The sequence below is a fragment of the Pseudoxanthomonas suwonensis genome (assembly GCF_010093235.1).
Lineage (GTDB): Bacteria > Pseudomonadota > Gammaproteobacteria > Xanthomonadales > Xanthomonadaceae > Pseudoxanthomonas > Pseudoxanthomonas suwonensis.
Map to the genome: position 1 here is coordinate 84,343 of NZ_PDWP01000006.1, position 15,386 is coordinate 99,728.

Annotated in this window: 14 protein-coding genes; 3 read left to right on the forward strand and 11 right to left on the reverse strand. The window is 71.9% G+C overall.

What is annotated here, in order from left to right; translation table 11 throughout:
* Window positions 1–112 precede the first annotated feature (112 nt).
* Window positions 113–622, reverse strand: a complete 510-nt coding sequence (gene ssb, locus CSC68_RS04120; RefSeq protein ID WP_162202237.1) for a single-stranded DNA-binding protein — start codon at window positions 620–622, stop codon at window positions 113–115.
* A 171-nt stretch (window positions 623–793) separates the two neighbouring features.
* Between ssb and CSC68_RS04125 the strand changes: the two genes are divergently transcribed.
* A complete protein-coding gene (locus CSC68_RS04125) occupies window positions 794–1,801 on the forward strand; it encodes a polyprenyl synthetase family protein (RefSeq protein WP_162202238.1) in 1,008 nt (335 codons plus the stop codon).
* A 93-nt stretch (window positions 1,802–1,894) separates the two neighbouring features.
* On the opposite strand, the gene murD is transcribed toward CSC68_RS04125, so the two are convergent.
* The 3 genes from murD to CSC68_RS04140 all read right to left on the reverse strand — a co-directional run bounded on the left by murD (window position 1,895) and on the right by CSC68_RS04140 (window position 7,433).
* The gene (gene murD, locus CSC68_RS04130; protein ID WP_162202239.1) at window positions 1,895–3,283 is read right to left on the reverse strand and encodes a UDP-N-acetylmuramoyl-L-alanine--D-glutamate ligase; all 1,389 of its coding nucleotides are present in this window, start codon (window positions 3,281–3,283) and stop codon (window positions 1,895–1,897) included.
* Window positions 3,264–4,619, reverse strand: a complete 1,356-nt coding sequence (gene murL / locus CSC68_RS04135; protein ID WP_162202240.1) for a UDP-N-acetyl-alpha-D-muramoyl-L-alanyl-L-glutamate epimerase — start codon at window positions 4,617–4,619, stop codon at window positions 3,264–3,266. The genes murD and murL overlap by 20 nt, the downstream gene beginning before the upstream one ends.
* A gap of 189 nt (window positions 4,620–4,808) precedes the next feature.
* Complete coding sequence (locus tag CSC68_RS04140; RefSeq protein ID WP_162202241.1) at window positions 4,809–7,433, reverse strand: bifunctional aspartate kinase/diaminopimelate decarboxylase; 2,625 nt, start codon at window positions 7,431–7,433, stop codon at window positions 4,809–4,811.
* Between the two features lie 221 nt (window positions 7,434–7,654).
* Here CSC68_RS04140 and CSC68_RS04145 point away from each other — a divergent pair, with 221 nt between their 5' ends.
* Window positions 7,655–8,515, forward strand: a complete 861-nt coding sequence (locus CSC68_RS04145) for a PhzF family phenazine biosynthesis protein (protein WP_162202243.1) — start codon at window positions 7,655–7,657, stop codon at window positions 8,513–8,515.
* A 32-nt stretch (window positions 8,516–8,547) separates the two neighbouring features.
* On the forward strand, window positions 8,548–9,429 hold the full coding sequence (locus tag CSC68_RS04150; protein ID WP_162202245.1) for a PhzF family phenazine biosynthesis protein: 882 nt from the start codon (window positions 8,548–8,550) through the stop codon (window positions 9,427–9,429).
* 76 nt (window positions 9,430–9,505) lie between these two features.
* Here CSC68_RS04150 and CSC68_RS04155 read toward each other — a convergent pair whose 3' ends face one another.
* The 7 genes from CSC68_RS04155 to folP all read right to left on the reverse strand — a co-directional run bounded on the left by CSC68_RS04155 (window position 9,506) and on the right by folP (window position 15,373).
* On the reverse strand, window positions 9,506–9,697 hold the full coding sequence (locus CSC68_RS04155; protein ID WP_162202247.1) for a DUF2065 domain-containing protein: 192 nt from the start codon (window positions 9,695–9,697) through the stop codon (window positions 9,506–9,508).
* Window positions 9,697–10,560, reverse strand: coding sequence for a protease modulator HflC (gene hflC / locus CSC68_RS04160; RefSeq protein ID WP_162202248.1), 864 nt, complete (start codon window positions 10,558–10,560; stop codon window positions 9,697–9,699). Before hflC ends, CSC68_RS04155 begins: the two co-directional genes overlap by 1 nt.
* Window positions 10,557–11,681, reverse strand: a complete 1,125-nt coding sequence (hflK, locus tag CSC68_RS04165) for an FtsH protease activity modulator HflK (RefSeq protein WP_162202249.1) — start codon at window positions 11,679–11,681, stop codon at window positions 10,557–10,559. The genes hflC and hflK overlap by 4 nt, the downstream gene beginning before the upstream one ends.
* Before the next feature lie 112 nt (window positions 11,682–11,793).
* Entirely contained in the window at window positions 11,794–13,125 is a 1,332-nt protein-coding gene (gene hflX / locus CSC68_RS04170; protein WP_162202251.1) for a ribosome rescue GTPase HflX, read from the reverse strand.
* A gap of 17 nt (window positions 13,126–13,142) precedes the next feature.
* A complete protein-coding gene (gene hfq, locus CSC68_RS04175; protein ID WP_019398774.1) occupies window positions 13,143–13,418 on the reverse strand; it encodes an RNA chaperone Hfq in 276 nt (91 codons plus the stop codon).
* Between the two features lie 69 nt (window positions 13,419–13,487).
* On the reverse strand, window positions 13,488–14,468 hold the full coding sequence (gene miaA / locus CSC68_RS04180; protein WP_162202252.1) for a tRNA (adenosine(37)-N6)-dimethylallyltransferase MiaA: 981 nt from the start codon (window positions 14,466–14,468) through the stop codon (window positions 13,488–13,490).
* 8 nt (window positions 14,469–14,476) lie between these two features.
* Window positions 14,477–15,373, reverse strand: coding sequence for a dihydropteroate synthase (gene folP, locus CSC68_RS04185; protein ID WP_162202253.1), 897 nt, complete (start codon window positions 15,371–15,373; stop codon window positions 14,477–14,479).
* Between the last annotated feature and the right edge of the window lie 13 nt (window positions 15,374–15,386).

Genomic DNA, 15,386 nt, shown 5'->3' on the forward strand with positions numbered 1-15,386 from the left:
GCACGACTATATCCACCTCTCTCCGTCTGGCAAGAGGTGGTTGAAATAGAGAAAGCCCCGTAAAACGAGGCTTCTCCAACGTCTTTATCAACACTCTTGATTTAAGTGTTCGCTAGAACGGGATGTCGTCGTCGGCAAAGCCGTCGTCGAAACCGCCCGCGGCCGGGGCCGCGGGAGCCGGCGCCGGGGCGCTGCGCTGGCCACCGCCGTATTCGCGGCGCGGCGGGGCGCTGCGCTGCGGACGGTCGCCGCCGCGGTCGTAACCACCCTCGCCGCCGCCACTGCCACCGCGGCCACCGAGCATCTGCATCTCGTCGGCGACGATCTCGGTGATGTAGCGCTCCTGGCCATCCTGGCCGGTGAACTTGTCGTAGCGGATCGAGCCTTCGACGTAGCACTGCGAACCCTTGCGCAGGTACTCGCCGGCGATCTCGCCGAGCTTGCCGAAGAACTTCACCCGGTGCCACTCGGTGCGTTCCTGCTGGTTGCCGTCGCGGTCCTTGCGCACGCTGGTGGTGGCCAGGCGGATGGTGGTCACGGCCATGCCGGACTGGGTGTACTTGGTTTCGGGATCGTCGCCGAGGTTGCCGACCAGGATCACCTTGTTGATGCCGCGCGCCATAGTGTTGGTTCCATCTCGCGCCCGGAACGTCCCGGGCATATCGCATTCGATTATACCCGGCGCTCCCGTGCCATCGCCCGCCTCCCCGTGGGCGGATCAGGGGACGCCTCCCCCGGGGTAGGGCTTTTCACACACCAAGCCTATAATTCCCGCACTTCGACGGGCGGCAACATGGCTGACGACACCCTTACACCCCCGCGCGCCTCGCTGCCGCGGATCCAGGCCCTGGCGGCCGCCGACATGGCCGCGGTGGACACCCTGATCCGCACCCGCCTGGCCTCGGACGTCATCCTCATCAACCAGATCGCCGAGCACATCGTCTCGGCCGGCGGCAAGAGGCTGCGCCCGATGCTGGTGGTCCTGGCCGGCCAGGCCACCGCGGGCACGTTCGGCACCACCGCCGACCACCACCAGCTGGCGGCGATCATCGAGTTCATCCACACGTCCACCCTGCTGCACGACGACGTGGTCGACGAATCCGACCTGCGCCGCGGCCGCAGCACGGCCAATGCGATCTGGGGCAACGCCGCCAGCGTGCTGGTCGGCGACTTCCTGTACTCGCGCAGCTTCCAGCTGATGGTCGAGCTGGACCGGATGGAAGTGATGCAGGTGCTGGCCGACACCACCAACCGCATCGCCGAGGGCGAGGTGCTGCAGCTGCTGCACGTGCGCAATCCGGATACCGACGAGGCCGCCTACCTGCGCGTGATCGAGCGCAAGACCGCGGTCCTGTTCGCCGCCGGCACCCGCCTGGGCGCATTGGCCTCCAACGCCGACGCCGCCACCCAGCAGGCGCTGTACGACTACGGCATGGCCCTGGGCTACGCCTTCCAGATCGCCGACGACGTGCTGGACTACACGGCCGACGCGGCGACCATGGGCAAGAACCTGGGCGACGACCTGGCCGAGGGCAAGGCCACCCTGCCGCTGATCCACGCCCTGACCCGTTCGGACGAGGCCACCCGCGAGCGCCTGCGCCAGATCGTGCAGGAAGGCGATACCTCGGCCATGGACGAGGTCCTGGCCGCGATCCACGCCACCGGCGGACTGGAGTACAGCCGCAGGCGGGCGATGGAATACGCCGACGCCGCCGAGGCCGCGCTGGCTGGACTGCCGGAGAGCGAGGCGCTGGACGCGCTGCGCGGCCTGGCCCGCTACGCGGTCGACCGCACGCACTGACACGATGGGCCGCATCGCGGCCCCTCGTTCCTGCACGGGCCGCAGTGCGGTCCGTGTCTTTTGCACCTGGAGATGCCGCCCCGCCGGGGCCGCTCAGGCGACGCCGAGACCCGGGATGGCGCTGATGCCGTCCGGGTCGAAGCCGGCCAGCGCGGCGAAGTGGCGGCCGCGCTCGGTGTAGTCGCGGTAGGCGCCGAAGCTCGGCGCGCCCGGCGACAGCAGCACCACGCCGCGGCCGCCCAGCAGCCGCTGCGCGCGTGCCACCGCATCGGCCAGGTCGTCGGCCGCCTCCAGCGCGAACAGGCCCTCGGCCGCCTCCGCCTCCAGCAATGCATGGATGCGCGGACCGTTGGCGCCCATGGTCACCACCGCCTTCGGCGGCTGCGCCCGCAGGTGGTCGGCGAAGCCGTGCCAGTCCAGGCCACGGTCGTGGCCGCCGAGCAGGATCGCCACCGGCGATCCGCGATGGCAGTCCAGCGCCGCCAGGCTGGCGTGCGGGGTGGTGCTGATCGAATCGTTGACGTAGCCGATGCCGTCGCGCTCGCCCAGCCACTGCAGGCGGTGCGGCAGCGGGCGGAAATCCATCGCCGCCGGCGCCAGCGGCGCGGCGTCCACGCCCAGCGCCTCGATCGCGGCCAGCACAGCGCACAGGTTGCCGCGGTTGTGGCGTCCGGGCAGCGGCGCGGCCGCGGGGTCGAACACGAAGGCGTCGCCGCGGTACAGCGCGTCGTCGCGCAGGGGCCAGCCGTCCTCGCGGTTGAACCAGGTGATGCGGCTGTGCGGCAGCTCAAGCTGGGCCAGGCGCGGATCGGCGGCGTTGAGCACCGCGGTGCGCGGACGCGCTTCGGGGACCAGCCGCAGCTTGTCCTCGACGTAGCGGTCTTCGCTGCCGTGCCAGTCCAGGTGCTCGGGAAACAGGTTCAGCACCACCGCCACCTCCGGATGCGCACCACTACGGGCGACATCGCCGGTCTGGTAGCTGGAAAGCTCGATCGCCCAGAACTCCGGCGCCGGTTGCGGATCCAGCACTTCCAGCAGCGGCAGGCCGATGTTGCCGGCCAGCGCGGTGCGGTGGCCGCCGGCGCGCAGCAGGTGGGCCAGCAGCGAGGTCGTGGTGCTCTTGCCCTTGGTGCCGGTCACGCACACTGTGCGCGCATCGGCATGCTCGCCGAACCACAGCGTGGTCCCGCCGATGAAGCGCGTGCCGCGCGCGGCCGCGGCCAGTGCCTCGGGCTTGTACGGGCTGATGCCCGGCGACTTCACCACGATGTCGAACGCGGCCAGCGCATCGGCATCGACCCGGGTGCGCGGCTGCAGCAGCGGATCGCCCAGGCCGGCGACATCCGCCGCCTCGACCTCGTTGCAGAACAGCGCCAGCGGCAACTGCGGCAGCCGCGAGCGGATCGCCTTCCAGGCGGCGCGGCCCTCGCGCCCCCAGCCCCACAGCGCGACGCGCCGTCCCTCAAGCTGCGAAATGCGCACTCACCCGCTCCCACAGCGCGGCCGGCACGCGGTGCTCGCCACCGGCCTGCAGCAGCGGTTCGATCGCCAGTTCCGCCGGATCCAGCTGTGGCCGGATCTCGCGCGCGTAGCGCGCCACCAGCGCGTCCTCGCGCCATTCGGCGCGGCCGGCCAGCTGCTCCATCGCCGCTCGCGATTCCCTGCTCTCGCCCACGCACTCGAACGGCTTGTGGTCCTGGAACTCCAGCAGCGCGTCGTAGCCGGCGGCCTGGGCCGGGTCGTCCAGCAGGTTGCGGCCGAAGATCTTCACCAGCCGCGGCTTGGGCATGAACGGTGCCAGCGCCAGGAACACGAAGTGGCACTTCGGGCACAGCCCGCACCAGCGCTGCGCCGGCTTTTCGCCGAGGATGTGGAAGTTGCGGTTGCAGCTGGAGAAGTGCGCGTCGTAGCGGTCGCTGCGCGCGAACTGCCGCGCCACCGCCAGCTCCGACAGCGGCCGCAGCAGCGAGTAGTAGTGCAGGTCGGCCGCGACCACGCGCTCGACGTGTTCGCCGAAGGCCTGCTCGAAGGCCCAGCCCTTGGACCACTGGTGGTTCACCTCGCCGGTGCCGGGGATCAGGCTGCCGTAGCTGGCCGAGCGCTCGTTGGAGAACACCACCTGGCCGTGGCCGGTCAGCAGCGCGGCCAGCACCAGGATCGCCGAGTTCACCGCGGTCACGGGGATATGGCCGTTGTACGCGCCCTGGCGGTTGATCTCGAACAGCGCCGGCGCCAGCGCGCGGCCGATGTTGAGGACCGGCAGGCCGGTGCGCTCGGCGCAGGTACGGATCAGCTGCGAGCCGCCGATCCAGGCCACGGTCTGCTCCACCCCGGCCGCGCGCAGCGCCTCGATGCTGACCAGCGAGTCCTTGCCACCGCCGATGGCCACCAGCGCGCGTTCCGGCAGCCCGGCAGCCGGTGCCTGCCCGGTTGCGGCGCCGTCGCGCGGGAAGCGGATGCGCCCGCGCAGGTCCAGGCCGTTGCGGTAGGCGAACTCGCCCAGGCCGTTGAGGTAGACCTGTTCCATCAGCGCCGCGGTGGCCTCGTCGATGGCATAGCCGTCGATCCGGATCTGCTCCGGCACCGCTGCCTTGTAGTAGCTGACGCCGGCAACCAGGTGCAGCAGGCGCAGGGCCTGTTCCACCGCCGCGGCGCGGGTGGCGTCCAGCGCGAACGGGGCGCCGGGGATGGTGACGGTCTCCACCAGCCCCGGGCCTTCGTCGAACGCGTAGGCCAGCTCGGCCACGCCGGTCGCCGGGTCGAAACCGCAGCGGACGAAGCGGAAAACGCGGATGGAATCGCGGTCGAATGCAGTCATGCAGGATCCAGGATGGAGCACGCCCGGCGTCGCGATCCGCGTCCGCCAGGCAGGAGTTCGGGGGTGGAGGCCGCGCCGCGGCCCGCCACGGAAGCCGCCAGCGTAGCGCCAAGCGCGGCCGAAGGCAGCCTTGCCTTCATGCGGACCACGCCGGCGGCAGGCACGCCGCCGGTTCCGTGGGACGCCGGCTCAGGCCGTGGCCCCATCGATCACGTCCTCCGGTGGCAGCTCGCGCAGGTTGTAGCGGCTGGCCATGGAATGGCCATAGGCACCTGTGTCGGCGACCAGCATCACGTCGCCGGGGGCGGTGTCGCGCGGCAGGCGCCTCCGCCTGCCGAACAGGTCGCTGGATTCGCAGATCGGGCCGACGACGTCGAACTGGCCGTCGGCCGGGGCGTCGATCCGCTGCAGGTTCACGATGTCGTGCCAGGCGTCGTACATGGCCGGGCGCACCAGCGCGTTCATGCCCGCGTCCAGGCCCACGCGCACGATGCCGTCCTTCTCCACCACCTGGGTGGCGCGCGCCAGCAGCACGCCGGCCTCGGCCACCAGGAAGCGACCCGGCTCGACCACCAGCCCGAACGCCGGATGCACCGCGCGCACCTCGGCCAGGCTCGCGGCCCAGGCCTCCAGGTCGAACGGCTCGTCGTCCGGCGCGTACGGGATCGGCAGGCCGCCACCGATGTCCAGGGTGGCCACGGTGCCGAACCGCCGGGCGAAGCCGGCCAGCTCGTCGCACATCTGCCGCCAGTGGCCCATGTTCTCCACGCCGCTGCCCAGGTGGGCGTGCAGGCCGGTGACCACCACGCCCAGCGCGCGCGCCTGCTCGATGAACTCGTCCACCCGCTGCGCCGACAGGCCGAACTTGGCCTCCTTGCCGCCGGTGTTGACCTTCTCGTGGTGGCCGTCGCCATGGCCCAGGTCGATGCGCAGCCACAGCGACCGGCCGCGGAAGACCTCCGGCCAGTTACGCAGCAGCTCGACGTTGTCGACGGTGACGGTCACGCCCAGCGCCAGCGCCTGCTCGTACTCCTCGCGCGGGGCGAAGCTGGGGGTGAACAGCACCCGCGAAGGATCGATCCCCGGTACCGCGGCGAACACGTGCCGCAGCTCGGCCAGCGACACGCATTCCAGGCCGAAGCCCTCCCCGGCCAGGACGTTGAGGATCGCCGGATGCGGGTTGGCCTTGATCGCGTAGTAGCGGCGATCCACCGCGACGACGTCCTTCAGCTGCCGCGCGCGCTCGCGCACGGTCGGCAGGTGGTAGACGTAGCGCGGCGTGCCGGTTTCGGCCAGCTGCAGCAGGCGCGGACGCTCCAGGGTCCACCACGGCCGCGGACGTGGACGCACCGCGCCATTGATTTCGCGCCAGCGCGGGCCGAACACCTCGGTCTCCTGCACCGGCATGGCACCGCTGTCGATCAGCGCCGCGTGCAGCTGCGGCAGCAGGCCGTCGGCGTCGGCCTCGTCGATCACGAAGGTCAGGTTCAGGTCGTTGGACGACTGCGAGATCATGTGCACGCGCTCGTGCACGAAGCTGGAGAACACCTCCGACAGCCTGTGCAGCAGCGAACGGATGCCGCGACCGACCAGGGTGATCGCCGCGCAGGGCACGATCACCTTCACCCGGCCGATCTTCCCGAGGTCCTCGGCCAGCGCCGAGAGCACGTTCTGGCTCAGCAGGTTCTCGCTCGGGTCCAGCGACACGGTCACGTTGGTCTGCGAGGTGCCGATCATGTCCACCGACAGCCCGTGCTTGCGGAACAGCTCGAACACGTCAGCCAGGTAGCCGACCTGCTGCCACATGCCGATGTCCTCGACCGACACCAGCACCACGCCGTTGCGGCGGCTGATCGCCTTGACCCCGGCCACGGTCGCCGCGCTGCGGTCGATGCTGGTGCCCGGCAGGTCCGGACGCTCGGTGTCGAGGATCGCCATCGGCACGCCGGAGTCGCGGCACGGCTTGATCGAGCGCGGATGCAGCACCTTGGCGCCGGTGGTGGTGATCTCCTGCGCCTCGGCGTAGCCGATGCGGCTCAGCAGCCGCGCATCCGGCACTTCGCGCGGGTTGGCGCTGAACATGCCGGGCACGTCGGTCCAGATCTCCACGCGGCTGGCGCCGAGCAGCGCGCCGAAGTAAGCGGCCGAGGTATCGGAGCCGCCGCGGCCGAGGATCGCGGTGCCGCCGTCCTGGTGGCGGGCGATGAAGCCCTGGGTGATCAGCATGCGCGTGGGCTGCCGGCCGAAGCGCTCGCGCCAGGCGCCGTCGGCCTCCCACCGGCAGTTGACCGACAGGCGCCGTGCCCATTCGCTCTGGTTGGCCTGCGGCGGCAGCGCCTCCAGCCACTCCCGCGCGTCCATCCAGCCGAAGTCCAGGCCACTGGCACGCAGGTAGGCCGCGCCCAGGGTCGAGGAAAGCAGCTCGCCCTGGGCCAGCACCTCGGCCTGCCAGTCCAGCGGCCTGGCCGCGGCGCGCGGGTCTTCGAGCAGGCCGCGCAGCAGGGCCAGGCGTTCGCCCAGCACCGCGTCGGCATCGAGCTCCAGTTCGGCGAGGAATTCGCGATGGCGCGCCTCGAGCGCGGCCACGCGCGCGGCCGAGTCCTCGCTGCCATCGGCGATCGCGGTCAGCTCGTTGGTCACGCCCGACAGCGCCGACACCACCACCAGCACGCGGCCGCCGGTGGCCTCGGCCCGCTGTTTCGCCAGTTTGCCGATCGTGTCCCAGCGATGGCGGCGGGACACCGAGGTACCGCCGAACTTGAGGACGATCCAGCCGCCTTGGGCGGCGTCTTGCGCGGGCGAAGCTGCGGACATTGAGTTGGCTTGACCACCCGACCACCGGGCATGAACCGCCGATTCTAAGCGCAATCCACGCGTGCCCCGGCGCCACCGCACCAACGTCGTACAGCTTCCGTGCGCGCATCCGGAGCGTCTCATCCGCAACCAATTCCGACGGTGTGGAACCGGTCGCCCTCTCGCGCAGCCGCGCGCCAGCGCCTAACCTGCGCTTCCGTCCACTGGCCGCAGGTCGCTCCATGTCCACCCGCCGCTTCATGCAGCTCGACGTGTTCGCTCCCGCACCGGGCGCCGGCAATCCGCTGGCGGTCATGTTCGATGCCGACGGCCTGGACGCGGCGCGCATGCAGGCCTTCGCCGCGTGGACCAACCTCTCGGAGACGATCTTCTTCCTGGCCCCGACCACGCCGGAGGCCGACTACCGCATCCGCATCTTCACCCCGCGCATGGAACTGCCGTTCGCCGGCCATCCCAGCGTGGGCGCGGCCTGGGCCGCGGTGCACGCGGGCCTGGCGCGGCCGCGTGCCGGCCGCCTGGTGCAGGAATGCGCGGCCGGCCTGCTGCCGGTGCGTGCCGACCAGGTCGGGGACGGGCTGCAGCCGGCGGTACGCAGTCCGCGCGCGGAGATGCGCAAGGTGGCCCCGCCGGACTGGCTGCTGGCGGAGGAGGTGTTCGGCGCGCGCCGCGGTCCGCTGCAACCGGCGCTATGGAACAACGGACCGGACTGGTGGTTGCTGGAACTGGCCGACGCCGCCGCGGTGCGCGGCCTGCAGCCGGACCTGGACGCGATCGCGGCGCTGCCGGGCAGGGGCAAGCTGGCCGTGTTCGCCACCGGCGACGAAGGCTTCGACCTGGTCGTCCGCGGCTTCGCGCCGGGCGTCGGCATTCCCGAGGATCCGGCCACCGGCAGCGTCAATGCCTCGATCGCGACGGCCCTGCACCGGGCCGGCCGCCTGCCCGGGCGCAACGGCCGTTACCTTGCCAGCCAGGGCCGCGAGGTGGGACGCGACGCACGCCTGCAGCTCGAGGTCGACGGCGACGGCGCGGTCTGGGTCGGCGGCCCGGTGCACGCGGTGATCCAGGGAACGGTGGACTGGTAATCTCGGGCGCCCTGTTCCCCCGAGGCTTCCCGATGGCCCAACGCCCCTTCGTCCAGGTGGACGTGTTCGCCGACCGGCCCGGCGCCGGCAACCCACTGGCCGTGGTGCTGGACGCCACCGGGCTGGACGATGCGGCGATGCAGGCCATTGCGCGCTGGACCCGGCTGCCGGAGACGACCTTCGTCTTCCCGCCGACCCGGCCGGGCGCCAGCCATGCGATCCGCATGTTCAGCCCCAAGCGCGAGGTGCCGTTCGCCGGCCACCCCAGCGTGGGCACCGCGCACGTGGTGCTGGAGGCTGGCCTGGCCACGCCCGACGCCGACGACCTGCTGCTGCAGGAAGGCGTGGCCGGGCTGCTGCCCCTGCGGGTCGAGGAGGTCGACGGCACCCGCCGCATCGCCATCCGCACGCCACGCGCCAGCCTGGTGGAGGTGGCCGACGCCCGCGGTTCGCGCATGCTCGAGGCGCTGGACTGGCTGCCGCCCGGCGAACTGCCGCCGGCACTGATGGATGGCGGCCGCCGCTGGTGGGTGGCCGAGGCCAGCAACGAAGCGAGCCTCCGCAACGCCCAGCCGGACTGGGAAGCCATCGCCGGCCTGGCCCGCGCCACCGACAGCATGGGCGTGCTGGCCTTCGCCCGCTGCAGCGGGCGCGACTACCAGGTCGCCGCGCGCGCCTTCGTCGGCGGCCCGGCCATGTTCGAGGACGCGGCCTCCGGTGCGGCCAATGCCACCCTCGCCGCCTGGCTCGCGCTGCGTGATGCCCTGCCCGGCGGCGACGGCCGCTACCGCGTCAGCCAGGGCCGCGAGGTCGGCTACGACGCGCGCCTGGACATGTACGTCGACGGCGAAGGCGAGGTCTGGTCCGGCGGCCAGGTGGTCAGCGTGGTCCGCGGCACGATCGACTGGCCCTGACTCCCGCTTCCGGATGCCGGAAACGACGCAGGCGCCCTGGGGCGCCTGCCGTCGCTCTTCCGGATTGGACGCCGGCTCAGCCCTGGCGCACGAACCACAGCGCGGCCAGGCCCAGCCCCAGCATCAGCAGGCCGAAGCCGCGCAGCGCCCCATCCGGGCGCTGCACCAGCTGCACCATCGCCTGCCGCCACGCCCGCGGCGCGACGAACAGCATCAGGCCCTCCAGCACCGCCACCAGGCAAAGTGCCGAAACCAGCTCCTGCGGCATCAACGATCGCTCTTGAGGTACTGCAGGAACGGATCGTTGCGGTCGAGCACGACCACGCCCTGGCCATCGGCGAACGCGCGCCGGTAGGCCTCGAGGCTGCGGTAGAACGCGTAGAACGCAGGATCGGCGCTGGCAGCCTGGGCGTACAGGCGCGCGGCCTGGGCATCGCCCTCGCCGCGCAGGCGCTGGGCGTCGCGCTCGGCCTCGGCCACGATCACCGCCTGGTCGCGGTCGGCCTGCGCGCGCACCGTGCGCGCCTGCTCCTCGCCCTCGGCGCGCAGCGCGCTGGCCACCTGCTTGCGCTCGGCGCGCATGCGGTCGTAGACCTGCTTGATCACGTCCGAGTCGGTCGGCAGGTCGATCTGCTTGAGGCGGATGTCGACGATGCGCATGCCCAGGGTCAGGGCGCCGCGGTTGATGCCTTCCAGCTGGCGCTGGATGACCTCGCTGCGGTCGCCGGACACCAGCTGGGTCAGGGTGCGGGCGTTGATCTCGTTGCGCAGCGAGTCCTTGATGATCGGCGCCAGGCGGTCGGCCGCGGCGCTCTCGTCGCCGCCGGTGGCGCGGTAGAACGCGCGCACGTCGTCGATGTAGCCGACGGCCACGAAGTCCACCGCCACGTCCTTGCGCTCGGAGGTCAGGTAACGCTCCGGCGAGAAGTCGATCAGGCTGAAGCGGCGGTCGAACACGCGCGCGGTCTCGACCAGCGGCCACTTGAAGTGCAGGCCGGGGCCGATATCGGTGCGGGCCACGCGACCCAGGTTCAGGACCAGGCCGACCTGGTCCTCGCGCACCACGTAGACCGAGCCCATCAGGCCCAGCAGCGCGGTCACCGCCAGCGCGATCCAGAGTGGGTACTTCATCGGCTCACCTCCTCGCGACCGGTGCGGGTCCCGTCACGGATTCCATCGCGCAGGTTGTCGGGACTGCTTTCGATCACCGGCAGCAGGGCCTCGCCGGCCGGCGCCGGCGCGGCGGTGCCGGACTGCGGCTGGGTGGCGCCACCGGCGTTGGGCATCGGCACGTAGATCAGCTGGCGGCTGTCGCCGCCGACCACCTTGCGGTTGCGCGACAGCACGTCCTGCACCGTTTCCAGCCACAGGCGCTTGCGGGTGACCTCCGGCGCGCTGCGGTATTCGTCGCGCAGCAGCGAGAAGCGGGCGACGTCACCCTCGGCCTGGGCGATCTTGGCCGCCTTGTAGCCTTCGGCCACGGTGCGGCGGCGGGCCGCCTCGCCGCGGGCCTCCGGGACCACCTTGGCGGCGTAGGCGCGGGCCTCGTTGATCAGCTGGTCCTTGATCTGCTGGGCGCTGTTGACCTCGTCGAAGGCCGGCTTGACCTCCTCCGGCGGACGCGCGTCCTGCAGGTTCAGTTCGGTGACCACCAGGCCGGTGCGGTAGGCGTCCAGCGATGCCTGCAGCTGCTCGGAAGCGCTGACCGACAGCGGGCCGCGCGCGCCGAGCACGGTGTCCAGGGTGGCGCGGCCGACCTGCTCGCGGACCACGCTCTGCGCCACCTGCTCCAGCACCCGGTCGGCATCGCGCGAACCGAACAGGTACAGGCGCGGGTCGCCGACCCGGTACTGCACGTTCATGGCCACGTTGACGATGTTCTCGTCGCGGGTGAGCACCGGCACGGTGTTGCTGAAGGTCTTGATCTGGGTCGCGTTGACCTTGACCACGCGCTCGACCGGCCACGGCCACTTGAGGTTCGGGCCGGGCTGCATGACCCGGGCGAACTGGCCGAAGCGCAGGACCACGCCGCGCTGCTGTTCGCCGACCAGCTCGAAGCTGGTCAGGACCACCAGCAGGGCCACGGCCAGCAGCACCCAGCGGCCGATACCGCCGCCACCCATCAGGTCACGCAGGCGATCGAATCCGCCGCCCAGGCCATTGCCGCCACCGGAGGGGCGACGCGGCGGCCAGGGATTGCGGCGGTTGTTGTCGGGGGAGTCCCCACCCTTGCCGGGTGTATTCCAGACCATGAACGCTCCGAAGTAAGAGGCCCTGGGCGGCGGGGGCCGCCGGCAGGTCGCCGTCCGATTCTAGCAAGACGCAGCCGGGCGACCGCCCCGGCGGGACCGGCCGCGCCGGAAATCACCGTTCGCCGGTTTCCCAGTCCTCGCGCTCGGGCTCCGGCAGCAGTGCGCGCAGCACCTGCCCGCCCTCGCGCGCAGCCAGGCGCTCGGCCTCCCCGCGCGGCAGGTCCACCTGCAGCAGCCAGCCGTCTTCGTCGGCCTGCTCCCCGCGCACCGCACCCAGCGCATGCAGCTGGGCGCGCAGGCGGCCGGCGCCTGGCGGCAGGCGCAGCTCGCCCACCGTCCGTTGCAGGTCCAGGCGCAGGGCCAGGGCGGCCTGCAGCAGCTCCAGGCCGCGGCCATCGCGCGCCGAGAGCCAGACCCGCTCGCGGTGGCCGGGTTCGTCGGCCGCGGCGGCGGCATGGTCGTGGCGCGGCTCGGCGCCTTCGATCCGGTCGATCTTGTTGAACACCAGCAGCTGCGGCAGTTCCCCGGCGCCGACCTCGGCCAGCACCGCGTCGACCTGGGCGATGCGCTCCTCGCGCAGCGGATCGGCGGCGTCGACCACGTGCAGCAACAGGTCCGCCTCGCGCGCCTCGGACAGGGTCGAGCGGAACGCGGCCACCAGTTCGTGCGGCAGGTCGCGGACGAAGCCGACGGTGTCGGCCAGCACGACGCTGCCGCCCGGCAGGGAGATGCGGCGCACGGTCGGGTCCAGGGTCGCGAACAGCTGGTCGGCGGCGTAGGCGTCGGCGCCGGTCAGGGCGTTGAACAGGGTGGACTTGCCGGCGTTGGTGTAGCCGACCAGCGCCACCCGCGGCAGTTCGCTGCGCACGCGTGCGCGGCGCATCTGGGTGTGCTGCACCTCGACCTTGTCCAGCCGCTTCTGCAGCTGTTCCAGCCGCTTCTGCAGCAGGCGGCGGTCGGTTTCCAGCTGGGTTTCGCCGGGACCGCGCAGGCCAATGGAACCGCCGCGCTGGCGCTCCAGGTGGGTCCAGCCGCGCACCAGGCGGGTGGCCAGGTGCTTCAGCTGGGCCAGCTCGACCTGCAGCTTGCCTTCATGGCTGCGGGCACGCTGGGCGAAGATGTCCAGGATCAGGCCGGTGCGGTCCACCACCCGGCGCTGCAGCGCGCGCTCGAGGTTGCGCTCCTGCACCGGGGTCAGCTGGTGGTTGACCAGGATCAGGTCGGCACCGGTGGCCTCGGCCGCGGCCTTGACCTCCTCCAGCTTGCCGCTGCCGATCAGGGTCGCGGGGTTGGGGCGGTCGATGCGCGCGGTCAGGGTGGCCGCCACGCTCGCTCCCGCCGACCTGGCGAGGTCGGCGAACTCCTCCAGCACGTCCTCCGCCAGGCTGCCCGAATGGGGCTGGATCAGCAGCGCGTGTTCACCCTTGCGGGATCGTTCGAACAATCAATACTCCCGGGCGCTCATGCGCCCTCGTCGCCGTCCTCTCCACCTTCGGCCGGCTGCTGCACGTATCCGCCGCCGGGGCCAACCCGGACATTGCGCGACGGAACCACGGTGGAAATGGCGTGCTTGTAGACCATCTGGCTCACGGTGCTGCGCAACAGCACCACGAACTGGTCGAATGACTCGATCGTACCCTGCAGCTTGATCCCGTTGACCAGGTAGACCGAGACCGGGACGCGCTCGCGACGCAATGCGTTCAGGAAAGGATCCTGCAGTGACTGCCCCTTGGACATGTGCTCCCCCTCTTCCTTGTTCTTGTTGTGGGTGGTGGTTCCGCGGGCCTCCCCGGCCCTCGGGGCATGTTACACAAGCGGGGTTCCTGCGTCCGGCCGCGCCGCGGGGAAGCGGGCGACAGCCTCCCACAGGCCGGCCCGGTCGCGGGCCGGGTCGAACCACAACGCGTCGAGCTCGCCGCGCAGCCAGGTCAGCTGGCGCTTGGCCAGCTGCCGGGTGGCGAAGACCGCCCGGTCGCGGAACCCTGCAGCATCGCCCTGCCCGTCCAGGAACTCCCAGGCCTGGCGGTAGCCCACCGCGCGCAGCGCGGGCAGGTCCAGCGGGGCCGGATGGTCGCGCAGCCGCGGCAGGGCGCGCAGGCGCCGGACCTCGTCGAGGAAGCCGGCGGCCAGCATCGCGTCGAAGCGGGCGGCGATGCGCTCGTGCAGCTCGCCGCGGCTGGCCGGGGCCAGCACCAGCTTGAGCACCTTCAGCGGCAGGCGCGGTGGCGGCGGATCCCGCTGCCAGGCACTGATCGGCCTGCCACTGACCCGGTACACCTCCAGCGCGCGCTGGATGCGCTGGGCGTCGCCGGGCCGGATGCGCGCGCCCGCCTCCGGGTCGACCGCGGCCAGCTCGGCATGCAACGCGGCCCAGCCGCGCACTTCGGCCTCGGCCGCCAGCTCGGCACGCACCTGCGGATCGGCCGGCGGCATCGCCGCCAGCCCACGCAGCAGGGCCTGGAAGTAGAGGCCCGTGCCGCCGGCCAGCACCGGAACGTGGCCGCGCGCGGCGATGTCCAGCACCGCGGCACGGGCGTCATCGGCGAACTCGGCTGCCGAATACGGCTGCCAGGGATCGCGCACGTCGAGCAGGTGGTGCGGCACGCCGGCGCGCTCGTTCGCATCGGGCTTGGCCGCGCCGATATCCAGTCCCCGGTAGACCAGGGCCGAATCGACGCTGACGATCTCGCCATCCAGGTGCCGCGCCAGTTCGACCGCGAACGCGGTCTTGCCCGAGGCGGTCGGGCCCATCACCGCGATCGCCAGGGGCCGTGAATCGGCAGGCATCGCCCGGGTCAGTCCTCGTCAGGCCAGCGGATCGCCGGCGCGGCGTCCCTGCGCGGGGCCGGCACCGCGGCCACCGCTTCCCACACCTTCAGCGCATCGACCGTAGCGGCCACGTCGTGCACGCGCACGATGCGCGCGCCACGCTGCGCCGCCAGCAGGTGCGCGGCGACGGAGCCGGCCACGCGCTCGGCGGGCACGTCGCGCCCGGTCAGCGCGCCGATGGTGCGCTTGCGCGAGATCCCGGCCAGCACCGGCACGCCCAGCTCCATCAACCGCTCCAGCTGGGCCAGCAGGGCGAGGTTGTGGCCGTCGTCCTTGCCGAAGCCGAAGCCCGGGTCGACCACCAGTTTCGCGCGCGGGATGCCGGCCAGCTCGGCGGCGAAGATGCGGTCGGCCAGGTAGCGGTGCACCTCGGCGACCACGTCGTCGTAATGCGGCGCCTCCTGCATCGAGCGCGGCTCCCCGCGCATGTGCATCAGCACCACCGGAACGCCCAGCGCCGCGGCCGCGTCCAGCGCGCCCTCGCGCTCCAGCGCGCAGATGTCGTTGATCATGCCGGCGCCGGCGGCCACCGCCGCGCGCATCACCTCCGGCTTGGAGGTATCGATGCTGATCGGCACTGCCGTGCGTGCCGCCAGGCCCTCGACCACCGGGATCACCCGGCGCAGCTCCTCCTCGACGGAGACGCCTTCCGAACCCGGACGGGTGGACTCGCCGCCCACGTCCAGCAGGTCCGCCCCCTCTTCCACCAGCTTCAGGCCGTGGGCGATGGCGGCCCCGGCGTCGGCATGCGCGCCGCCGTCGGAGAACGAGTCCGGGGTGACGTTGACGATGCCCATGACCCGGGTACGGTCGAGGGACAGGATGCGTCCGGCGCAGTCCAGCCGGGGCGAAATGTCGAACATGGCGATGTTCCCC